This is a genomic window from Hymenobacter sp. H14-R3 (assembly GCF_030063445.1).
In the GTDB taxonomy this organism is placed as follows: domain Bacteria; phylum Bacteroidota; class Bacteroidia; order Cytophagales; family Hymenobacteraceae; genus Hymenobacter.
The window spans coordinates 105,547-127,517 of sequence record NZ_JASITD010000009.1 but is presented as its reverse complement, the minus strand read 5'-3'; the positions used below and the strand labels follow the sequence as shown (position 1 = coordinate 127,517).

Annotated in this window: 19 protein-coding genes and 1 pseudogene; 15 read left to right on the top strand and 5 right to left on the bottom strand. The window is 63.2% G+C overall.

The genetic code is table 11. The annotated features are described in order from the left end of the window. Nucleotides 1–21: 21 nt before the first annotated feature. The gene (locus QMK33_RS10505; protein WP_283564541.1) at nt 22–2,070 is read left to right on the top strand and encodes a HelD family protein; all 2,049 of its coding nucleotides are present in this window, start codon (nt 22–24) and stop codon (nt 2,068–2,070) included. 139 nt (nt 2,071–2,209) lie between these two features. Further along, on the top strand, nt 2,210–4,687 hold the full coding sequence (locus QMK33_RS10500) for a DUF4132 domain-containing protein (RefSeq protein WP_283564540.1): 2,478 nt from the start codon (nt 2,210–2,212) through the stop codon (nt 4,685–4,687). 211 nt (nt 4,688–4,898) lie between these two features. Here the strand turns inward: QMK33_RS10500 and QMK33_RS10495 are convergent, their stop codons facing one another. Together QMK33_RS10495 and QMK33_RS10490 are read right to left on the bottom strand one after the other, a co-directional pair. Next, complete coding sequence (locus QMK33_RS10495; RefSeq protein WP_283564539.1) at nt 4,899–5,123, bottom strand: hypothetical protein; 225 nt, start codon at nt 5,121–5,123, stop codon at nt 4,899–4,901. Next, the gene (locus QMK33_RS10490; protein ID WP_283564538.1) at nt 5,124–5,582 is read right to left on the bottom strand and encodes a DUF6882 domain-containing protein; all 459 of its coding nucleotides are present in this window, start codon (nt 5,580–5,582) and stop codon (nt 5,124–5,126) included. A 174-nt stretch (nt 5,583–5,756) separates the two neighbouring features. Here QMK33_RS10490 and QMK33_RS10485 point away from each other — a divergent pair, with 174 nt between their 5' ends. Continuing rightward, entirely contained in the window at nt 5,757–6,542 is a 786-nt protein-coding gene (locus tag QMK33_RS10485; RefSeq protein ID WP_283564537.1) for a hypothetical protein, read from the top strand. Between the two features lie 161 nt (nt 6,543–6,703). Further along, nucleotides 6,704–7,261: a hypothetical protein gene (locus QMK33_RS10480; RefSeq protein WP_283564536.1), complete on the top strand. Its 558-nt coding sequence runs from the start codon at nt 6,704–6,706 to the stop codon at nt 7,259–7,261. Between the two features lie 173 nt (nt 7,262–7,434). On the opposite strand, the gene QMK33_RS10475 is transcribed toward QMK33_RS10480, so the two are convergent. Then, complete coding sequence (locus tag QMK33_RS10475; RefSeq protein WP_283564535.1) at nt 7,435–8,277, bottom strand: helix-turn-helix domain-containing protein; 843 nt, start codon at nt 8,275–8,277, stop codon at nt 7,435–7,437. Between the two features lie 222 nt (nt 8,278–8,499). Here QMK33_RS10475 and pheT point away from each other — a divergent pair, with 222 nt between their 5' ends. Next, nucleotides 8,500–10,929 (top strand): phenylalanine--tRNA ligase subunit beta, encoded by a 2,430-nt coding sequence (gene pheT / locus QMK33_RS10470; RefSeq protein ID WP_283564534.1) that lies wholly within the window; start codon nt 8,500–8,502, stop codon nt 10,927–10,929. Between the two features lie 114 nt (nt 10,930–11,043). Beyond that, nucleotides 11,044–11,765, top strand: a pseudogene (locus QMK33_RS10460) (IS5 family transposase); the annotation flags it as partial. Nucleotides 11,766–11,981: 216 nt separating this feature from the next. On the opposite strand, the gene QMK33_RS10455 reads toward QMK33_RS10460, so the two are convergent. Then, the gene (locus QMK33_RS10455; protein WP_283564533.1) at nt 11,982–12,725 is read right to left on the bottom strand and encodes an SDR family oxidoreductase; all 744 of its coding nucleotides are present in this window, start codon (nt 12,723–12,725) and stop codon (nt 11,982–11,984) included. A gap of 74 nt (nt 12,726–12,799) precedes the next feature. Here QMK33_RS10455 and QMK33_RS10450 point away from each other — a divergent pair, with 74 nt between their 5' ends. Next, nucleotides 12,800–13,336, top strand: a complete 537-nt coding sequence (locus tag QMK33_RS10450; protein WP_283564532.1) for a GNAT family N-acetyltransferase — start codon at nt 12,800–12,802, stop codon at nt 13,334–13,336. Between the two features lie 52 nt (nt 13,337–13,388). Here QMK33_RS10450 and QMK33_RS10445 read toward each other — a convergent pair whose 3' ends face one another. After that, nucleotides 13,389–14,009 carry a thioredoxin family protein gene (locus QMK33_RS10445; RefSeq protein ID WP_283564531.1) on the bottom strand — a complete coding sequence of 207 codons (621 nt, stop codon included), beginning with the start codon at nt 14,007–14,009 and terminating at the stop codon, nt 13,389–13,391. An 80-nt stretch (nt 14,010–14,089) separates the two neighbouring features. Here QMK33_RS10445 and QMK33_RS10440 point away from each other — a divergent pair, with 80 nt between their 5' ends. The 8 genes from QMK33_RS10440 to QMK33_RS10405 all read left to right on the top strand — a co-directional run bounded on the left by QMK33_RS10440 (nt 14,090) and on the right by QMK33_RS10405 (nt 21,773). Next, nucleotides 14,090–14,452 carry a hypothetical protein gene (locus QMK33_RS10440; RefSeq protein ID WP_283564530.1) on the top strand — a complete coding sequence of 121 codons (363 nt, stop codon included), beginning with the start codon at nt 14,090–14,092 and terminating at the stop codon, nt 14,450–14,452. Between the two features lie 63 nt (nt 14,453–14,515). After that, the gene (locus QMK33_RS10435) at nt 14,516–15,469 is read left to right on the top strand and encodes an MBL fold metallo-hydrolase (protein WP_283564529.1); all 954 of its coding nucleotides are present in this window, start codon (nt 14,516–14,518) and stop codon (nt 15,467–15,469) included. 87 nt (nt 15,470–15,556) lie between these two features. After that, complete coding sequence (locus QMK33_RS10430) at nt 15,557–16,009, top strand: hypothetical protein (protein WP_283564528.1); 453 nt, start codon at nt 15,557–15,559, stop codon at nt 16,007–16,009. 117 nt (nt 16,010–16,126) lie between these two features. Beyond that, entirely contained in the window at nt 16,127–16,861 is a 735-nt protein-coding gene (locus tag QMK33_RS10425) for a YebC/PmpR family DNA-binding transcriptional regulator (protein ID WP_283564527.1), read from the top strand. 123 nt (nt 16,862–16,984) lie between these two features. Continuing rightward, nucleotides 16,985–18,346, top strand: coding sequence for a M28 family metallopeptidase (locus QMK33_RS10420; RefSeq protein ID WP_283564526.1), 1,362 nt, complete (start codon nt 16,985–16,987; stop codon nt 18,344–18,346). A gap of 566 nt (nt 18,347–18,912) precedes the next feature. Continuing rightward, the gene (locus QMK33_RS10415) at nt 18,913–19,344 is read left to right on the top strand and encodes a DUF1810 domain-containing protein (protein WP_283564525.1); all 432 of its coding nucleotides are present in this window, start codon (nt 18,913–18,915) and stop codon (nt 19,342–19,344) included. An 81-nt stretch (nt 19,345–19,425) separates the two neighbouring features. Then, complete coding sequence (locus tag QMK33_RS10410) at nt 19,426–20,196, top strand: slipin family protein (RefSeq protein ID WP_283564524.1); 771 nt, start codon at nt 19,426–19,428, stop codon at nt 20,194–20,196. Between the two features lie 104 nt (nt 20,197–20,300). Then, complete coding sequence (locus QMK33_RS10405) at nt 20,301–21,773, top strand: SDR family oxidoreductase (RefSeq protein ID WP_283564523.1); 1,473 nt, start codon at nt 20,301–20,303, stop codon at nt 21,771–21,773. Nucleotides 21,774–21,971 lie beyond the last annotated feature (198 nt).

Below are 21,971 nucleotides of genomic sequence, written 5' to 3'. Positions count from 1 at the left end.
TACCCAAACCCTACCCCCGGGATGAGCACACTGGAACAAGCCGAAAGAGCCTACCTAGAAGAAATTAAGGAGAAGCTGACCCTCGCCATCCGGCGCGGCGACGACGCCGTGAAGCAGTTTTCCAACGAGCTGCGCGAGAAAAAGCAGTACATCCACGAGAACCAGTCGGGCATGGACGATGCCGACATGGTGGCCGCCGACCAGTCCATCAACCGCATGGCCTTCACGGGCGAGGCCGCCGTGGCCCGCAAGCGCCGGCTGCTTAAGCTGGGGCAGTCGCCCTACTTTGGCCGCCTCGATTTTGCTGCCCAGGGCCAGGCCAGCCTGCCGATATACATCGGCGTGTACTCGTTTATGGACGAGCAGCAGCGCCAGAATTTAATCTACGATTGGCGGGCGCCCATCTCGTCCATGTTCTACGACTATGAGCTGGGCGAGGCCGCCTACACCACCCCGGCCGGCCGCGTGGAGGGCACCATCGGCCTCAAGCGGCAGTACCGCATCCGCGATGGCCAGCTGGAATTTGTGCTCGAAAACGACGTCAACATCCACGACGACGTGTTGCAGCGCGAGCTGGCCAAGTCGTCGGACGATAAGATGAAGAACATCGTGGCCACCATTCAGCGCGACCAGAACGCGGTGATTCGCAACGAAACTGCCTCCGTGATGGTGATTCAGGGCGTGGCCGGCTCGGGCAAAACGTCGATTGCCCTGCACCGCATCGCGTTTCTGCTCTACCGCTACCGCGACACGATTACGGCCAAGGACGTCCTCATCATCTCGCCCAACAAGGTCTTTGCCGACTACATCTCCAACGTGCTGCCCGAGCTGGGCGAGGAGCACATTCCGGAGCTGGGCATGGAGGAGCTGGCCGCCGATTTGCTCGGCTCCCAGCAACCGTTCCAAACCTTTTTCGAGCAGGTGGCCGCGCTGCTCGAAACCCCCGACCCCGCGTTTATCGAGCGCATCCGGTTCAAGTCGTCGGGCGAGTTTCTGCGCCAGCTGAATCAGTACCTGCTGCACGTGGAGAATAACTACTTCATTAGTAAGGACTTGCGTTTAGGCCGGCTGGTCTTGCCCCAGGCGTTTATCCTGGGTCGGTTTAAGGCCTACCACCGGGTGCCGCTGCTAAAGCGCGCGCCGCTGGTGGCCCAGGATGTGCGCACCTACGTGCGCGATGCCACCCAGCGCAAGCTTACCGGCGAAGAGAAATCTATCATTGGCGAGGCCATTCCGCGCATGTTCAAGTTTACGCAGGTACTGGACCTCTACCGCGATTTTTACCGCTGGCAGGGCCGGCCCGAGCTGTTTCAGTACGACCCGCAGAGTCGGAACCTGGAATACGCCGACGTTTTTGCCCTCATTTACCTGCGCCTGCGCCTGGAGGGCCTCAGCGCCTACGAGCACGTGAAGCACCTGGTGGTGGACGAAATGCAGGACTATACCCCCGTGCACTACGCCGTGCTGGCCCGCCTGTTTTCGTGCCGCAAAACGATTTTGGGCGATGTCAACCAGACGGTTAACCCCTACAGCGCGTCCTCGGCCGAAACCATCGAGCGCGTTTTTCCGCAGGCCGAAATCGTGCAGCTGCACCGCAGCTACCGCTCCACGGTCGAAATCACGACCTTCGCCCAGCGCATCACCCCCAACCCCGACCTGCTGCCCCTCGAACGGCACGGCCGCGCGCCCTTGGTGCTGCATTGCGCCAGCCCGGCCGAGGAGCTAGCGGCTATCCAGCAGCTGGTTACGGCCTTTCCCAGCACTGGGCAGCACGCGCTGGGCATCATCTGCAAAACCCAGCGGCAGGCCGCGGCGCTGCACCGGGCGCTGCAAGCCCCCGGCGCGCAGCTGCTCACAGCCGAGTCCAGCACATTCAAGGAGGGCGTGCTCATCACCACGGCCTACCTGGCAAAGGGCCTCGAATTTGACGAAGTTATCGTGCCCTTTGCCGATGCTGCTACCTACAATACGGTGGTTGACAGGGGCTTGCTTTACGTGGCGTGCACCCGGGCCATGCACCAGCTCACGCTCACGCACGTGGGGGCGCTCACGCCCTTCGTGGCGGGCTGAAGCGCGGGGTAGCCGGCCGACCGGGGCACGTACCCCAACTTAGAGACCACATTAATCTGACCCCCCCGCCGCCATGGCCACTGCCAAAGCCTCGTATCCGCTTGACGTATTGGATGATACCAGTTCCGAAGCACTAGAAATGCGCCCTATTCTGGCTGAATTGCTGCCGCAGCTGCTGGCCAAAGGCTACAAGGCCAAGCTCACCGACCTGCCGGCCTACCAGGCGGTGCGCAGCCAGAGCGCGGCCTACCAAAGCCGGCTGGTGCTGGCCCTGCCGGCAGTTATCAACCGCTTGAGCGCGCATGGCGAGCACCGCCTTAGCTACGACCTGGCAGAAGTGATGGCCGCCCTGCTGCGCACGACGCTCACCCTCACGGAAGCCGATTACCTGCGCCTGCTGGTCAGCTACGGCCTTGATGCCACGCAGGGAATTCCGACGGATTTTTACGGCTTCCCCGCCCTGGCCACGCTCAGCCAGATAGCCAAGGTTGCCAGGCGCGCGCCGCTGAGCCAACCCCTGCTGGCCCTGCTCGCGCACCTGCATACCTGCACCACTATCAAAGGGGTTAGAACAGGTATCCCGGTTAAAATTCACCTCAAAACCCAGGAAATACTGGGCCAGGTGGCGGGCACCGACGACCTGCCAGTGGTGGTATTTGCCGATGGCGACCCGCTGGGCCAGGCGCTCAGCCAGTTTGTGGCGGGCCTCGACCGCACCCACCCGCGCGCCGCTGCCTGGCTGGGCCTGCTGCAACGCTGGCCCAAAGCCACCGCCGGCCAGCCCACCGCCCGGCTGCGCCAGGAGTTGAACGCGGCCACTACCGCCATCGGCCCCGGTGCCGTGCGCGAGCAAGGTCGCGCCTGGCTCCAGCTGGTGGCCGATATCCTGGTGGTGGAGCGGCCACAGGTGTACGACTACGGCGACGGCATATTGTACAACTATTCGACCTGGGACTTCGTGCTGGAGGCCAATGCCACCGTGGCGAAAGGCCTCATCTGGACCCTGCAACCGCTGGCCGACCCGCCGCTGCTGGACCTGCTGACTACGCTGGCCGCCAAGTGCTTCCGCAATATTTCGGGTAAGGGGCCGCTGGCCGCTGGCGTGGGCAATGCCTGCCTGCTGGCGCTGGCCCACAACGGCCTGCCCGGCGTGGCTGCGCTGGCGCGGGTGCGCCGTAAAATCCGCCAGGCCAACGTGCAGGAAGCCATTGCCCGGCACATCACCCAGGCGGCGGCAGCGCTGGGCGTGAGCCCGGCCGAAATAGAAGACATGGCCACCCCGGATTTCGGGCTCGAAAACGGCCAGCTAACGGAGGATTTTGGCGACTACCTGGCTACCCTTATCCTAAGCGGGGGCAAGGCCGAAGTGCGGTGGCAGCAGGCCGGCACGCTCCTCAAAAGCGCCCCCGCCGCCCTCAAAGCTACCCACGCCGATGAGCTAAGGGAGCTGAAAACCGCCCAAGCCCAGGCTCAGCAAACCTATGCCGCCCAGCGCAATCGCCTCAACCGCAGCTTTGTAGAGGAGCGTCGCATTGCCTGGTCGTGGTTCGCGCAGTACTACGTCGCCCACGGGCTGCTGAGCGAGCTGGCCCGCCCGCTCATCTGGCGGCTGCACCGGCCCGGTGGTACGTTTCAGGATGCCCTGTGCCTGGGCCAGGGCTGGCAGAATGCCCACGGCCAGCCCGTGCCCCCGCCCGCGGCCGATACCCAGCTCCAGCTTTGGCACCCCGTGCTGGTGCCGGCCGCTGAGGTGCTGGCCTGGCGCAAGCTGCTCGAAGCGCAGCAGCTGCGGCAGCCCATCAAGCAGGCCTTTCGGGAAGTGTACCTGCTCACACCGCCTGAGGAGCGCACCCGCACTTACTCCAACCGCATGGCGGCGCACGTGCTTAAACAACAGCAATTCAATGCTTTAGCCAAGCTGCGCGGCTGGCGCTACCAAGCGCTGAAGGTGCAGAGCGCGGGCCACGACGCCGAAGCGGCCCGCCTGCCCCTGCCCGCCCATGGCCTCGCGGCCGAGTACTGGGTGAGCGCCGTGAACGCCGAAGACGAGTGGAGCGACGCCGGCATCTACCACTACGTGCGCACCGACCAGGTGCGCTTCGTGCGCGCAGGCGAACCGGTGCCGCTGCCCGAGGTGCCGCCGCTGGTTTTTTCGGAGGTGATGCGCGATGTGGACCTGTTTGTGGGCGTGGCCAGCGTGGGCAACGACCCGCAGTGGCGCGACAACGGCGGCCTGGCTCAGTTTCACCACTACTGGGAAAACTACAGCTTCGGCGACCTGAGCGAGGTGGCCAAAACCCGCCGGCTGGCCCTGGCGCGCCTGGTACCCCGCCTCAAAATCGGCAAAGCCAGCACCCTTACCGACAAGTTTTTGGTGGTGCAGGGTAAGCTGCGCACTTATAAAATCCACCTCGGCAGCGGCAATATTTTGATGGAGCCCAACGACCAGTACCTCTGCATTGTGCCCGACAACTCGGCCAAGGCTGTGGACGAGAGCGGCGTATTTCTGCCCTTCGAAGGCGATGCCGTGCTGTCCATCATCCTCAGTAAAGCCCTGCTGCTGCTGGACGATGATAAGATTACCGACCAAACCATCCTGCGGCAGCTGGCCCGCTGAACCCCCGCACAACTCCTTTTTGGTGGGGGCGGTCGGAATATATTCTTCGGCTAACGCAGTGGCTGTGAGTAGCTCCGAAAGCTATGTGCAGCTGGGCCGCACCTCGCCAGTATTGCTACTCCGGGCGGCGGGACTGGGCCGCCATCCGGGGCGCAAGCTTTAGTGCAACTAGCCGCGGTAATAGATAGTTAATTAATTGTAATTCAACAAATTAACTATTATTGTTACCTTTTAGACTGGTCATCCGGCCGAGGTCATTGAAGGTAGCGGTGAGCGTGCCGGAGTCCACGGCCGCGCTTACCGTGTCGGCGGTTTCGGTGGCCGAATAGCCCTTCTGGGTGAGGTAATGGAGGAAGGCCGGCCGGTGGCGCATCTCATACACGGAAATGACTTGAGAGAATGTGGACGTAGTGCGGGCGAAGTCATTTTTGGACACCTAGTCAATCTGCTCGCTTTTGATGGTCACCACCAGCGTGCCCTGGCCGTAGTTGGCCAGATAGTAGCCGCTGGCCCCAAACATGCCCGAGGCAATGGAGCCGATAACATGCAAATCCTGCGTGGTCGCATCAAAATCAGGGGCCGTGAGCAGCTCAATGCCGTGCTGCTCCCCATATTCCCGCAGCTGCTGAGCCTGGCTCAGCAGCTGCGGCGGCAGGTTGGATTGCGCATCGGCCCAGGCCCACAGCCACGTTTCAGCTACGTGCGAGAACGTGCCCAGCACCTGGATTGGAAAAACCAGCTGAGGACCAAAGGAGATGGTACCGAGGTTCATATCGGCGTTCCAGTCATTGTCGCCAATGACTTCGTGCAGGTCGGTTTGCCGGTCGTAGGCCAGGGCGGCGTAGCGCTCCAGCAGCTCTTGCTCAGTGTGGGCGGGTGTGGGGTCAACGGGCATAGCCAGGGAGGAAACAGCTGGGCCGCTGGCGACCCTGAGCCCGTACGAAAATACGAAAAGCGGTGGATGCTTCCTGCGGCTTTACCCCGCAGCGGCCGGCAAGGTCACTGGCCCGCCAACGCGGGCTGGCCCGCGCGCGTACCAGGCGGGGCAACTAGTTATTTCCCCGCGCTTATGCTCCTCGGTGTCTATTGGTACTACGGCTTTCCGGAAGGCCTGTATCAGTTTGACTTCTTTGCCTTCCGGCCGGGTTTGGGCGGGCACGCCGACGGCCCCGCCGAGCTAACGGCCACCGTGCGCTCCCCCGCCCCCGCCGCCCTGCTGGCCGAAGTGCGCGCCGTGGCCGCCCGCTACCCCGGCGGGTACCTCTTCGGGAAGGTGCACGGCCCCCTGCTACGCCTCGCCCTGGGCGACTACGCCCTGCCCGACTACGCCTTTCACGTGGCTGGCGAGCTGGAAAAGGTACTGCGCCAGCAGCAAGCCACGCCCACCACCGAGCTGCTGCCCGCCGATACGCCGCTGCTGCGCCTAGCCGTGCCGCACGACCCCACGCCGCCCTATCGCTCCGGCTGCGGCCTGCTGCAAGCCGTGAGCACCGCGCCGCGGCTGCACAGGGCCGGGGTAGCGCTGCTGCGCCTCGACTGCCACCTGCCGCTGGCCCGCCAAGCTGATTTTCTGACCGCGCTCGATGCGCTATGCGGGCAATTTGCCCTCAATGCGCTGTATTATTTCGACCATAGAATATCGTTCCAAACCAACCTGATAGTGTTTTTTGGTAATGGCCGCCAGGGCGTGGGGGGCCAGCCCCTGCGCTATACCAACACTGCTGCCCTCACCCCGGCCGTACTTGCGTGCCTGGCCGCTCACGGTGGCCAGGCCAGGCACCTGGGCTCCTCCCACCACTACCCCGAGCGCGGCTCCCACAGCATTCGGATGGTTGATGCCGATTTTGTCTTGTAAGGGCCAGTGCGCTTTGTTTTGTCCTTCATCGGCTGGAGCCCACGGCGGCGGTGCCAGCATGCAGCCCTCATGCAGCCAGAGCGGTTTCCAGGTTGGTCGGCCGCACGGTTTTAGCTTTAATCACACGCGTATTACCTCTTGTGGAACTGATTTTCTGCTGTTTGAGCTGGCTGCTGCTTGCCAGCCCTTCCCAAGCGCCGCGCGCCCCGGTGCCACCGCTGCCCGCCGCCATTCGCCGCGCGCTGCCGGCCGGCTACGCCGTGCTCGATGCCGCGCAGGGCGACCTGAACCGCGACGCACTGCCCGACTGGCTGGTGGTGCTGAACAAGCCCAATGAGCAAAAGACCTCCGATGTGGCAGACCACCCCACCAAGCGGCCGCTACTGGTGTTTGTGGGCGGCACGGGCGGCACCTACACCCTGGCTGCCCGCACCGACAATGCCGTGTACTGCATCGACTGCGGCGGCATGATGGGCGACCCGTTTGTGGGCCTGACCATCAAAAAAGGCTACTTCACGGTGGAGCACTACGGCGGCAGCGCCCAGCGCTGGACGCGCTACGTGACGTTCAGGTACGACCCGGCCGGCCGTACCTGGCTGCTGCACCGCGACGGCAGCGAGCGGTTCCAGGCCCTCGACCCCGCGCACGGCACCACCGCGGCCACCACTGCCAAAAGCTTCGGCCGGGTGCCGCTCACGCGCTTCGATATTTACAAGTAAGGCCGTTTCGCGCAAGTCCTAGCCTTGATTGAGGTAGGAAAGACAGGGTACTCAACGTGTTTACTTGCAAATATATGTGCAGGCAATGGTGGCGCTTTATTAGCCACTTTGCCAGGAGTGCTTGGAGTACCGGGTAAGCTAGAGCCGGCGGCGGCCGCTGCTGTCGGTACCGCTCAGAACGAAATCGCCAAGTCTTCCATCTTGCGAAAAAGTACCGAATGTTCAATTTCGGCCTCCTTCAGCAGGCCCGGCGCAAAGCCGGCGAAGGCCTTGAAATCGCGGATAAAGTGCATCTGGTCGAAGTAGCCGCAGCGGTGGGCAATTTCCGTCCAGGAGGTATGCGGCGCGCTTTCCTTGTATTTATAAGCGTGCGAAAACCGAATCATGCGGCTATATACCTTGGGCGAGAGGCCCAGCCGCTCATATGACTTGCGCTCGAACTGCCGCACGCTCAGGCAGGCGTCGGCGGCTACGCGCTCGATGGGCAGGTTGCCGCTGGCCCGCACCTGGCGCAGCATGGCCAGGTCGAAGGGCAGCAGCGGCTTGAGTTGCGCCAGCTTGCCCAGCAGGTAGCGCTGGGTAGTGGCGTTGCGCTCGGCGGGGGTGCGGCCGTCGTGCAGGCGGTCGAGCAGCTCGTCAATCTCGGGGCCCATTACCAGGCGCGCATCATAATCACAATCAACTAGTTCGGTCATCGGAATGCCCAGCAGCCGGTACATGCCGGCGGGCTTCAGGTTCACTACTACGGCCTGGTGATGCTGGCCCAGGTTAAGGGTTACGGGCGTGAGCTGCGGCCCGATGATGATGGACCGGGCGCGGGTGGTAAAATCGCTATCCCATTGCTTTTTTACCTGCACCTGGTCTTGCAGGTAAAAACATAAAAACCGATTGTGCGTGGGCATAAACGGGTAGATGGGCGATAAGCCACTACCCGCTGTGAAGTCAAAATCGAGCACAAAAACGCTGTCGATGTACTCCAGCAGCGCCGGGTGGGGCGCAAAATAGGTAGGCAGCATCGGGCAGAGGGGGCTTAGGTGAACCGGCAGTCTCGGGCGGCTTAATAAACTCAATGTACTTGATGGTCAAGGCTTATTCAGGAAGTAATGTGGCGTTAGTAAGCTGGCGTAGCTGGCTGGCCGCTTCCAGCTAGCGAAAGCCCACGCGCTTAGGGGAGCACCCAGCCAGCCCGTACCTTTGCCGCCCGCGCCCGGCCCCTCCAGCGCCGACGTTTTTTAAGCATGACTATCTCCTTCGACTGGCTCAAAACCCTATTCCCCACCGCGCTGCCCGCCAATGAAGTGGCCGCCCTGCTCACCGGCTCCGGCCTCGAGGTGGAGGGCCTGGAAGACTTTGAAAGCATCCCTGGCGGCCTGCGCGGCCTGGTGCTGGGCACCGTGCTCACCTGCGAGCGCCACCCCGACGCCGACAAGCTGAGTCTCACCACCGTGGCCGTGGGCGACGAAACGCCCCGCCAAATCGTGTGCGGCGCCCCCAACGTGGCCGCCGGCCAGCGCGTGGTAGTGGCCCTGGAAGGCGCCACGCTGTACCCCAGCACCGGCGAGCCCTTCAAAATCAAGAAATCGAAAATCCGGGGGGCGGCCTCCGAAGGTATGATTTGCGCCGAGGATGAAATTGGCCTGGGTGAGTCGCACGCCGGCATACTGGTGCTCACCACCGACCTGCCCGACGGCACGCCCGCCGCCGACTACTTCGGCCTGGGCACCGACACGATATTCGAAATCGGCCTCACGCCCAACCGCGCCGATGCCGCCTCGCACTACGGCGTGGCCCGCGAGCTGCGCGCCCTGCTGGGCCAGCCCGCCCACCTGCCCAGCGTGCGCGAATTTGCCGCACCCACCAGCGGCGACAACATCACGGTAGTTATTGAAGACGACCAGGCTTGCCCGCGCTACGCTGGCTTGTTGCTTGATAATGTGCGGGTTGGTCCCTCGCCCGAGTGGCTCCAGCGCCGCCTGCGCAGCATTGGCCTCTCGCCGATTAATAACGTGGTGGACGTGACCAATTTCGTGCTGCACGAGTTGGGCCAGCCCCTGCACGCCTTCGACGCGGCGGCCATCACGGGCAATAAAATTCGGGTGAAGCGCGCCGAAGCCGGCGAGTATTTCGTGACCCTCGACAATGTGGCGCGCACCCTCAGCGCCGACGACCTCGTGATTGCCGACACCAACGGCGCGCCCATGGCCCTGGCCGGCGTGTTCGGCGGCAAAACCTCGGGCGTGGGCGAGGGCACCACCCGCGTATTTCTGGAAAGCGCCTACTTCGCGCCCGCCGTGGTGCGCCGTACCAGCCAGGCCCACGGCCTCAAAACTGATGCTTCGTTCCGCTTTGAGCGCGGCACCGACCCGTACATGGTGCCCACGGCCCTCAAGCGCGCCGCCCTGCTGCTGCAAGAAGTAGCCGGGGCCCGCATCGCCGCGCCGGTGGTGGACGAGTTTCCGCACCTCATCCCCAACAACCAGGTGCGCCTGCGCCTCGACCGCGTGGCCAAGCTCATCGGCCAGGAAATAGGGGAGGAGCGCATCCGCGAAATCCTGGAAGGGCTGGGTATCACGATTGAAGAGGAAACGACTCAAAACGGCACCACGGAGTGGCTGCTGCAAGTGCCTCCTTATAAGGTAGATGTGACGCGTGAGGCCGATATTATCGAAGAAATCCTGCGCATCTACGGCTTCAATAACGTGGCCCTGAAGCCTTATAACTCGGCCTCGTTCCTGTCGCCCTTCCCCAACCCCGACCCCGAGGTGGTGCGCCAGAAAGTGGCCAGCCTGCTCAGCGGCCAGGGCTTTTCGGAAATCATCACCAACTCGCTCACCAACTCGCAGTACTTCGAGCAAGCCGACGCGCCCGACGAAACGCTGGTGCGTATCCTGAATTATAACAGCCAGGACCTCAACGTGATGCGGCCCGCGCTGCTGCACTCGGGCCTGGAGGTGGTGCGCCACAACCTCAACCGCCGCCAGCGCGACCTCAAGCTCTACGAGTTTGGCAAAACCTACCAGCGCACCGCCGCCGGCAAGTACCAGGAAAAAACCGTGCTCGGCATCTGGCTCACTGGGGCCGCCACCGCCGAAACCTGGCAGCACCCCACCCAAAAAGCCACGTTCCACGACGCGGCCGGGGCCGCGCAGCAGGTGCTGGCGGCGCTGGGCCACCCGCAGGCCGCGCCGCAGCCCACGCAACACCCGTACCTGGCCGGTGGCCTCGCGCTACTGGTTCAAAATCAGCCTATTGGCAACGTGGGGGCCGTATCGCCGGCCGTGCTCAAGCGCCTCGACGTGAGCCAGCCCGTGTGGTATGCCGAGCTGGACTGGGAGTGGCTGCTCAAAAAGTACAAGGCCACCCTCACCGCCCGCGAGCTGCCCAAGTTCCCAGAGGTGCGCCGCGACCTGTCGCTGGTAGTGGATAAGGCCGTGACCTTCGAGCAGTTGCGCACCATTGCGCAGCGCACCGAGAAGAAACTGCTGCAAGGCCTCAACGTGTTCGACACCTACGAAGGCGACCGCCTCGAAGCAGGCAAGAAGTCGTACTCGGTCAGCTTCCTGCTGCAAGACGCTACGCAAACCCTTACTGAACAGGCCATTGACCAGGTGATGCAGCGCCTTATTCAGCAGTTCGAGAAGCAGGCGGGCGCGCTCATTCGGAAGTAAACCTCCAAAAAATGAAGCGCTAGAGCGTGAGGACAATTACCTTTGCCTAGCTTCAGGTTATATCAAATAAGTTAAGCATTAAATTATATGCGCCGTCATGAAATAACCGACCGCCAATGGGAGGCCGTATCCCCGCTCTTATCCGGTAAAGCCACCGATTGCGGCGTAACGGCCAAAGATAACCGCCTGTTTTTCAACGCTATCATTTGGATAATGCGGACCGGCTGCCCCTGGGCCGACCTGCCCGAGCGTTTCGGCAAGGCTAATTCGGTCTGCCGCCGCTTCCGCCGGCTGGCCCAAAAAGGTGTGTGGGAACGCGCCTTTTTGGCCTTGCAAGCGCCGGAATTGGAATGGGTCATGCTCGATTCGACCGTCGTGCGGGCGCACCAGCATTCGGCCGGCCAAAAAAAAGTGACCCCGAAACCGAGTGCCTTGGCCGCAGCCGCGGGGGTATCGGCACCAAGATTCACGCCTGCACCGAGGCTTTAGGCAACGCCGTGCGCCTGATTGCCACCGGCGGACAGGCCGGCGACTGCCCGCAAACCCAGCTCCTGCTGGCTGGCCTGCAACCGGGCAAGGTGGTGGCCGATACCGCCTATGACAGCGATGAAAACCGCGCTTACTGTGCCCAGCACCACATCGAAGCCGTTATTCCCAGCCACCCCAATCGGGTGAAACCCCTCGATATGGACGCGGAAACCTATCGGGACCGCAACAAAATCGAGCGCTTTTTCGGCCGCCTTAAGCAGTACCGGCGCTTAGCCACACGCTACGAAAAAACCGTCGTTTCTTTCCTGGCCTTCTGGCACATTGGGGCAATGTTAGATTGGCTTAGATAAATAAACTTGACTCTAATTGTCCTCACGCTCTAGTAGCAGCGCACACCGGCCGGCAGTGAGTTGGCGAAGCATGAAAGAGTGGCGGGTAATTAGGATGGGGCCGCAAGCTAGCCCGCAGCTTTTTGCCCCACCTATCGGCTGCGTTTGCGCAGGGTGAAGGGTTGGGCTAAGCAGCAGTTTTCATCACCAACTTATTGATAACAGCCCAGTTAACTACCCATTCATTTGCGCGAAGCGGGCATCCAGCTCGGCGCGCGTGGCCTGCCGGATGCTCTCCGACGTGCCAAAACCTACTTCTTCTTCGCCGGCCGCGAGGCGGGCCACGATGCTATCGGCAAACTCATCGACGGGCACGGCCCAGGTGTGTAGGCCCGGCCCGCCGAGGTCGGTATTAACGGCGGGCGGCACTATTTCGAGCACCCGCACGCTGGTACCGGCCAGCTGCCGCCGCAGCGACAGCGTGAACGAATGCAGCGCTGCCTTGGTGGCGCTGTAGATGGGTGCGGCCGCCATCGGCGCAAACGCCAGGCCCGACGACACGTTGATGATGGCCGCCGCCGCCCGCTGGCGCAGGTGCGGCAGCAACAGCGCCGCCAGGTGCACGGGGGCCTCCAGGTTGATGGCGATTTCCTGGCGCTGCTGCTCCCAGGCGGCGAGGTCGGCGGGCAGGTCGGCCACCTGGAAGCGGTTTTGGATGCCCGCGTTGTTGAGCAACACGTTGAGGGCCGGAAAATCGGCAACTACGCGCCGGGCCAGCTCGGCGCGGTCGGCGGCCAGGGCCAGGTCGCAGGCGTAGTAGTGTAGGCCAGGCACTTGCTGCTGAGCTGCTTGCAGCTTATCGACCCGCCGCCCGCAAATGACAACCTGGCTGCCCGCCGCCGCAAAGCGCTTGGCCAGCGCCAGGCCAATGCCAGTGGCCCCACCCGTGAGCAAAATGGTGTTTTGGGAAAGATTCATGGGGAAAAGAAAGGAGAAAGGACTGCGCAAACCCGGCCGCAAGTGGGCCACCGCGAGCCGGTTATCTTTGCCAGGTGGAGAATAAACTAACCTACCGCATCGGGCCAGCCACCCCGGCCGACGTGCCTACCCTGGCCGATGTCATCAACCGGGCCTACCGCAGCGAGGCCGCCCACGCTGGCTGGACCACCGAGGGCCACCTGCTCGAAGGCCCCCGCATCGACGAAGCCACGCTGCACGAACTGCTGACCGCCCCCCACGCCACCCTGCTCAAGGCCGAAACGGCCGCTGGCTACCTAGCCGGCTGCGTGTACGTTGAGCAACAGAACAAGTCTTTGTACTTCAGCATGTTGGCAGTAGCCCCCCAGGCGCAGGCGCACGGCCTGGGCCGGCAGCTACTCGGGGCCGTAGAGGCGTACGCCCAGCGCGAACGATGCAACCACATCAAAATGAGCGTATTGGCGGGGCGCGCTGAGCTACTGGCCTGGTACGAGCGCCGGGGCTACCAGCGCACCGGCGTAAGCGAGCCGTTTCCGGATACTACGCGCTTTGGCCGCCCCCGCCAGCTCTTGACGTTGCTGACGCTGGAAAAGGCATTGAGCAGCAAATAGTTATTGCCCTCCATGGGGCACCCCACCCCCTCCAGAAGGTAACAACTATTTGCTAATCAAGCTGTTGTAATAACGCCAACAGCTCGTGCTGAGTGGCCTGGGTGCGGTCGTGCGCGTACCAGGCGTGCAGCTCGCGAATGAAGTCGTCGTGGGCCATGCCTTCGGCTTTCAGCTTGATTATGAGGGCCTGAGCTTCGGCGGGGCGGGGCCCCCAGTGGGTAACTTCGGTGAGGGTGTCGGCGCGCAATACTACCAGCTTGGGGATGCTGCGGCTGCCGTTGGTGTGGTAGCGGTCGGCGAGGTCGAGGTTATCGTCGCGCAGCAGGTAGGCGGTGCGCAGGTGGCCGGCGCTGGCCTGGGCCAGGGCCTCGAACACGGGCACTTGCTGGGCGGCGTCGCCGCACCAGCCTTCGGTGATAATCAGCCAGATGTAGTTTTGGCGCAGGCCCGTGGCGGCGGCTACCAGCTCGGGCAGGAGCTTCACGGTTTTGTCGAGGCGGCTCATGCGCTGCACGTTGAGCACGGTGTAGTCGGTGAGCTCCGCCGACTGCTCGGGGCCGGTGGTGCGGCCCTGGGCCAGCGCCTCGTCGATGAGCTGGCGATAACTAGCGTAGGAGTAGGCGGTGGCCAAGCGCTCGGGGCTGATGACCGGCGCAGAAGAAGTAGGGGACATGAGAAATTGGCTAGCGGAAACGTAGGTAGTAACAACAAAGCAGGGCAGTTGGCGGCGGGCATAGGGTCTAGCTTTGCGGCATGTCCAAACTCCTGCTGCCTGCTGTACTGCTACTGGCCCTAGCCGGTTGCCAGTCGGCCACCGCCCCTGCCACTGCCACCGATGCCACGCTGGCTGAGGCCACCGCCCCCGCGGCCGCTACCGACCCGGCTGCCACCCCAGGCGCGGCCACCGCCGAGGCGGCCCGCGCCGCCGTGGGCCGCTTCGTGCAAGCGCTGCCCAACGCCGCCCGCTACGTGCCCGACTCGGCCAGCGTGGCGGACGTGGGCACGCATTGGCAGGTGCTGGTGCCCCGCACCGACTGGGCCCAGCGAATGCCCAGCAAGGCGGCTTTTGAGGTAGATAAGGCTACCGGCGCGGTCACGACCCGGCCCGTGAAATAGGGGCCGCCGCACCCCGGGGCGCCGCGCAGCCGTATGCTACCGGTAAACTTCCTCCCCTATTCGATGAACCAAGTAGCGGCCGGCGTATTTCAGTTGCGCATCAAGCGTTTTGTAAACGTGTATTTTATCGAAACCGGCACCCCCGACGAGTGGGTGCTGCTCGACACGGGCCTGCCGGGCTCAGAGCAAGAAATTCGGGCGGCGGCCGAACAATTGTTTGGGCCAGGGGCCAAGCCGCAGTGCATCCTCCTCACCCACGGCCACCTCGACCACATGGGCGCGGCCCTGGCGCTGGCCACTGCCTGGGGCGTGCCCGTGGTGGTGCACCCGCTCGAAATGCCGTACGTGACGCAGCAGGCGCTGTACCCGCCCAGCGACCCCACCGTGGGCGGCTCGCTGGCGTTCATGAGCCGGTTTTTTCCTACCCAACTACCTAATCTAAAGGATGTTGTGGAGGCACTGCCGCTCGGCGATGAGCACCCACCCTACCTGGCGCAGTGGCGCTGGCTGCACGTGCCGGGCCACGCGCCGGGCCAGATTGCCCTGTTTCGGGAGGCCGACCACACGCTGCTCGCCGGTGATGCCTTTGCCACTACCAACCACGAGTCGCTGCCGGCCGTGCTGCTGGGGATTCCGAAAATCAGCGTGGCCGGCCCGCCCTTCAACTATGACTGGGCGCAGTGCCGGGCCTCGGTGCAGGCACTGGCGGCCCTGGAGCCCCGCCACATTGGCTGCGGCCACGGCCCGGTAATGACCGGCCTGCAAGCCATGCTTGACCTGCAACACCTCGCCAACGACTACCCGCTGCCCGCCCAGGGCCGCTACCTGCACGAGCCCGCCCGCACCGACGCCAGCGGCGTAGAACACCTGCCGCCACCCGTGGAGGACAAATTGCCCAAGCAAGCCGCCGCCATTGGCGTGGGCCTGCTACTGGCCGGCGCGGGCTGGCTGCTGGTGGGTGGCCGCCGCAAAAAACGCAAAAAAGCCAAGCCCCAGCGCCCCGGACACTACGCCTAGCGCTCGGCGCTATTTTTGCCGGTGGGGCGGGTGGGCGAGGCTGCTACGGCGCTTACCCACCCGCCCCACCGCTTTTTTGGCTTGCCCATGACGACTCGCTACTTACTGGCCACCTTGCTGTTAGCCGCGCCGGCTGCGCCCCTGCCGGCGGCGTTTTACGCCACCTATACCTACACGGCCTACACCGTGCACGACCTCACCACCGGCGAGCCGCCCACCCGCGTGCCCGGCGTGGGCGGCACCCTGGCCCTGCACGCCGACGGCACCTACGACAAGCGCCTGCGCCTGCTGCTGGGCGACAGCGGCCCACGCTTTTTTACGCAGCACGGCCAGTTTACGACCGTGGGCGACAGCATTATTTTCCGCTTCACCGACCCCAAGGGCAGCGACGTGCAGCGCGGCACGTTTCGCTACGCGCCCAAAACGCGCCGGCTCGTTATCACCCTTGCTGGCTACCCGCCCGGCAACAAGGGCGTGTATGAGCTGGTGGCCACCGCGCCGCCCACCGCGCCGCCCACCGCGCCGCCCACTGGGCGCTAGCGCCGGCCGGGTTGCCACCCCCCGGTCGGGCGTAGTAACTTGCGCCCGCATTCAACTCCTCTTCCCCACCCGGCCCCCGAGTTGATAATTGATAACTGTTAACTGATAATTGAAAAGATGGGACGCGCATTTGAATTCCGGAAAGGCCGCAAAATGAAGCGCTGGGACCGGATGTCGAAAGACTTTACCCGCATCGGCAAGGAAATCGTGATGGCCGTGAAAGAAGGCGGCCCCAACCCCGACTCCAATGCCCGCCTGCGCACCGCCATCCAAAACGGCAAGGGCGTAAACATGCCTAAGGACCGCGTGGAAGCCGCAATCAAGCGCGCCAGCAGCCGCGAGGAAAAAGACTACCAAGAGGTTGTGTATGAGGGCTATGGCCCCCACGGCGTGGCCATTGTGGTCGAAACCGCCACCGACAACCCCACCCGCACCGTGAGCAACGTGCGCCTGTATTTCAACCGCAACAGCGGCGCGCTGGGCACGGCCGGCAGCAGCGACTACACCTTCACCCGCAAGGGCGTGTTCAAGCTGGCCGCCGAAGGGCTGGACCGCGACGAGCTGGAGCTGGAGCTGATTGACGTGGGCGCCGAGGACGTGTACGAAACCACCGAGGAGGACGAGCACAGCCACGAGCACAAGTACATGGTTATCGAGACGGCTTTTACCGATTTTGGCCAGATGCAGAAAGCACTGGATACCAAGGGCGTAAACATCGTGAGCGCCACCCTGCAACGCGTGCCCAACACCACGGTTTCGCTCAACGACGAGCAGGCTGAGGAAGTAGAAAAGCTGATTGACAAGCTCGAGGAGGACGAGGACGTGCAGGCCGTGTACCACACGATGGGGTAAAGTAGCGCGGACTTTTAGTCCGCGAGCCAATACGTTTTGCACGCGCGGACTAAAAGTCCGCGCTACCGCAAACGCCGCTCGTCTTGCCGACGGGCGGCGTTTTGTCGTTTCTTGCGATTCCTTATGAAAATTCTCCGTCTCCTTCCCTGCCTGCTGCCCTTCGCGGCGCTGGCCCAGCCCTCCAACCCGCAGCCCACGCCCGACCCCGCCATTCAGCGCCTCGTGAGCCAGGTATCGGCCAAAATGCTGGAGGCCGACGTGCGCAAGCTCGTCAGCTACGGCACCCGCCACACCCTGAGCGACACCCAAAGCAAGAAGCGCGGCATCGGCGCGGCGCGGCAGTACGTGTTCGACGAGTTTAAGAAGTACAGCAAGGCCGGCGGCGGCCGCATGACCGTGGAGATGGATACGTTCACGCTCAAGGCTGATGGCAAGCGCGTTGACAAAACCACCCTCATGGCCAACGTGCTGGCCACCATCCCCGGCACCGACCCCACCGACACGCGCATTTACCTGATGAGCGGCCACATCGACTCGCGGGTGACCGACGTGATGAACCGCACCGCCGACGCGCCCGGCGCCAACGACGACGCCAGCGGCGTGGCCGCCGTGATGGAAGTGGCCCGCGTGCTGGCCGGCCAGAAGTTTCCGTGCACCATCAAGCTGGTGGCCGTGCAGGGCGAAGAGCAGGGCCTGCTGGGCGCGACCCACCTGGCCGAGCGCGCCAAAAAAGAGGGCTGGAACTTGGTGGCCATGCTCAACAACGACATCGTGGGCAACTCCAAAGGCCACGACCCCGAAATCACCGATTCGCTGCACCTGCGCGTGTTCAGCGAGGGCGTGCCGGCCAACGAAACGCCCGAGCAGGCGCGCACCCGCCGCCAGCTCAGCAGTGAGAACGACGCGCCCAGCCGCCAGCTGGCCCGCTACGCCCAAAACGCTGCCCGCCAGTACGTGAGTGCCGGCGGCTACGCGGTGCTACTGGAGTACCGGCCCGACCGCTTCCTGCGCGGCGGCGACCACACGCCCTTCAACCAGCAGGGCTACGCGGCCGTGCGCTTCACCGAAACCAACGAAAATTTCAACCACCAGCACCAGGACCTGCGCACCGAAAACGGCACTGTTTTCGGCGACCTGCCCGAGTTTATGGACTACCGCTACCTGCGCCGCACCACCCAGGTAAACCTGGCTACCCTCGCCAGCCTGGCCCTGGCCCCCGCCGCCCCGCTCAAGGTGGAGGTGCTCACCGCCCAGCTCACCAACCGCACCGAGCTGCGCTGGCAGGCCCCGCAGGGCGGCCCAGCCCCGGCCGGCTACGTGGTGCTGGTGCGCGAAACCAGCGCCCCGCAGTGGCAGCAGCGCTTCCCCATCAACGGCCTCACCGCCAACCTCAACCTCAGCAAGGACAACTACATTTTCGGCGTGGTGAGCGTGGATGCGCAAGGGCACGAGAGCGTGGCCGTGCTGCCAGTGGTGGGGCGATAGGTTAAAAAAGATTAAATATTTTCTACTGAAATGCTTTAATACTGATAGTCAAACGGCTGGGACACTGAAAACAAAGTGCTGCTTTATTTTCAGTGTCCCAGCCGTTTGACTAAGTGGAAAGTTGTGTTAGAGGTAGACTACTTTTGAGTCAACGCACGGGAAACACCTCGCCAACGCGGTTGCCTATAAACGGCGAACCCCCGGCTGCTGGTAGCAACCGAGGGTTCAAGAAGTGGGTGTGCTAACACCTTACTTCTCATTCAAATAGATAAGGTTCGTGCGAAAACGGAAGTCAAAATCAAGCTTGACATCCGCATACCGCCTGAGATAGCTAAATGGCTGTTTTGGTTTCTGATGAGCGGTGGTGCTGTAACGGCAGCCGCCCATTGGGTTAGGTAGGGGAAGGGGGTAGACCGTAAGGCTTACCCCCCTTGTTTTTTGTTGACCTGAAATTTCTACAAATCCAGAACATTCAACGCAAATGCGGCACCGTAAGTTTGACAGTACCGCCCAACTTGTACTCACATCGGCCTGCACAACTTAATAGAACAGTCAGACAGTATATTATGGCTCAGGATACCAGCCTCCAACGCTTCCTCGACGCCCAGGCCACGGCCTACCCGCAAGCGCTGACCGAAATGGAGGCCGGCCGCAAGCGCAGCCACTGGATGTGGTTTATTTTTCCCCAAATTCAGGGTCTGGGGTTTAGCTCAACTTCCCAGTATTACGCCATCCGCGACCGGGCCGAGGCGGTGGCCTACGCGGAGCACCCGGTGCTGGGCGGGCGGCTGATGGAGATAAGTACGGCGCTACTAGGGTTGGCCGGCAGCGACGCCAACCGCATTTTTGGCGACCCCGACGACTTGAAGCTAAAATCATCCATGACGCTGTTTGCGGCCTTGCCCAGCGCTAGTCCTGTTTTTGAGGCGGTGCTGGCGAAGTTTTTCCAGGGCGGGCGCGATGCCAAAACGCTGCGGCTACTGGGGCCGCAGCCCTGAGCCAGCACGGGCGGCGCGGCAAACTGTAATATTCTCACGCCGGGCGCGATACATTCGCCAAACCTTTAACCCCCTGCCTCCATGCTGTACCTCCCGTTTATTGTCGTTGTTGTGGTGCTGCTGGCCCTGAGCCTGCGCATTGCCCAGGAATACGAGCGCGCCATTGTGTTTCGGCTGGGGCGCTACACGGGCACGCGGGGGCCGGGGCTGTACTGGCTGGTACCGTTTATCGAGCGCCAGCAAACCATTGATATGCGCACCAAAACGGTGGAGCTGGAGCAGCAGGAAACCATCACCAAGGACAGCGTAACCATCAAGGTGAATGCCGTGCTGTGGTTCAGGGTCATTAACCCGGCCGATGCCGTGATTAAGGTGGCCAATTTCAACCAGGCTGTATACCAGCTTTCGGTAACGGCGCTGCGCAATATTATTGGCCAAAACCAGCTCGATGAAGTGCTGCGCGAGCGCGCCCACATCAACGGCGCGCTGCTGCAAATAGTGGATGCCGCCACCGAGGCCTGGGGCGTGAAGATTGAGCTGGTCGAAATCAAGGATGTGGAAATTCCCGAATCCATGCAGCGCGCAATGGCCCGCGAGGCCGAGGCCATTCGCGAAAAGCGCGCCCGCATCATCAAGGCCGAGGCCGAGCTGGAGGCCAGCCTGAAGCTCACGCAGGGCGCGCTCGAAATGGAGAAAAGCCCCATTGCCCTGGAGCTGCGCCGCATGCAGATGCTCTCGGAAATCGGCATCGACAACAATACCACCACCGTGGTGCTCATCCCCTCCGAATTTACGCAGGCGGCCAAGAGCTTTTCGCAAATGGTGCAGCAGCAGGGCGAAAAGCCGGCCTAAACCTGGCGGCCTGAACCCGGTGGGCGGAGCCGCCGGCGAACAAGTGCGTCAGTCCTACGTTCTTACGTGGGCGCGGCGGTGGCCGCGTTTTGCCGCCCCTTGCCATGAAAATATTGCTCACCGGAGCCACCGGCTACATTGGCCAACGCCTGCTGCCCGTGCTCACCGCCGCGGGCCACGAGGTAACCTGCCTGGTGCGCGACGCCCGCCGCTTTGCCCTGCCCGACACGCTGCCCGAAGCCCAGCGCCCGCAGGTGCACGTGGCGCAGGCCGACCTACTGCGGCCCGATTCGCTGGCCGGCCTGCCCCTCGACATCGACGCCGCCTACTACCTGGTGCACTCGATGAGCGGGCATGGCGAAGACTTTTTTCAGCTGGAACAGGCTTCGGCCCAGAATTTTACCACTTACCTCGACCGCACCACGACCCGGCAGGTCATCTACCTCTCGGGCATCGCCAACGACCACGACCTGAGCGTGCACCTGCGCTCGCGCGAGGCGGTGGAGGCGGTGCTGGGCCGCGCGCGTACGGCCCGGCTCACGGTGCTGCGGGCCAGCATTATTATTGGGTCGGGGTCGGCATCGTTCGAGATTATCCGCGACATTGTGGAGAAGCTGCCCGTGATGGTGACGCCGCGCTGGCTCAACTCGCGCTGCCAGCCGCTGGGCGTGCGCGACGTGATGTTTTACCTCACGGCCGTGCTCGGCAACCCTGCCTGCCTGGGCCAAAGCTTCGACCTGGGTGGGCCCGACGTGCTGACCTACAAGGAGATGCTGCTCGGCCTGGCTGCCCAGCGCGGCTACAAGCGCTGGATAGTAACGGTACCCGTGCTCACGCCGCGGCTGTCGTCGTGGTGGCTGTACCTGGTCACCAGCACGTCGTTTTCACTGGCCCAAAGCCTGGTCGAAAGCCTCAAGAACGACACCGTAGTGGACCCCGCGCGTAGCATCGCCCGCGTGGTGCCGCACACCTGCATGAGCTACCGCGAGGCGCTGGCGCTGGCCTTCCGGCGCATCGAGCAAAACGAGGTGGTGAGCAGTTGGAGCGACGCCATGAGCAGCGGCACCCTGCGCCAAGACTACATGAACGCCATCCAGATTCCCAAAAACGGGATGTTTTTTGACCGGCAGCGACGCAGCTTTACCCGGCCGGTGGCCGAGGTGCTGGAGAATATCTGGCGCATCGGGGGCGAGCGCGGCTGGTACAAAACCGACTGGCTCTGGCGCATCCGGGGGCTGATGGACAAGCTGGTGGGCGGCGTGGGCCTGCGCCGGGGCCGCCGCTCGCCCAACCACCTGCGGGCCGGCGACCCGCTCGATTTCTGGCGCGTGCTGGTGGCCGACCGCGCCACCAAGCGCCTGCTGCTGTACGCCGAAATGAAGCTGCCCGGCGAGGCCTGGCTCCAGTTTCGCATCGTGGACAACCCCGACGGCACCCACGCCCTGGAGCAGCTGGCCGCCTACCGCCCCCAGGGCCTGGCGGGCCGGCTATACTGGTATGCGGTGCTACCGTTTCACGGCATTATTTTCAAAGGCATGGTGCAGAATTTGCTCGAATACCCAGCCACAAATACTTAATAATCAATCACTTATATTTTATTACCGTACCGTAGCTCGTAGCGCTACCGGGCGCACTACGGAGCCGGCCCGCGCAGCAGCACAAGCACAACAAAAGCGTAATTCCTACCAAACCAATGCGTTATAAGCCAGCAATGGCTTTGTGAAAATCCTTTTCAGCACCCCTGTTTTATGCTTCGGTGCGGGGCACTGGCCACG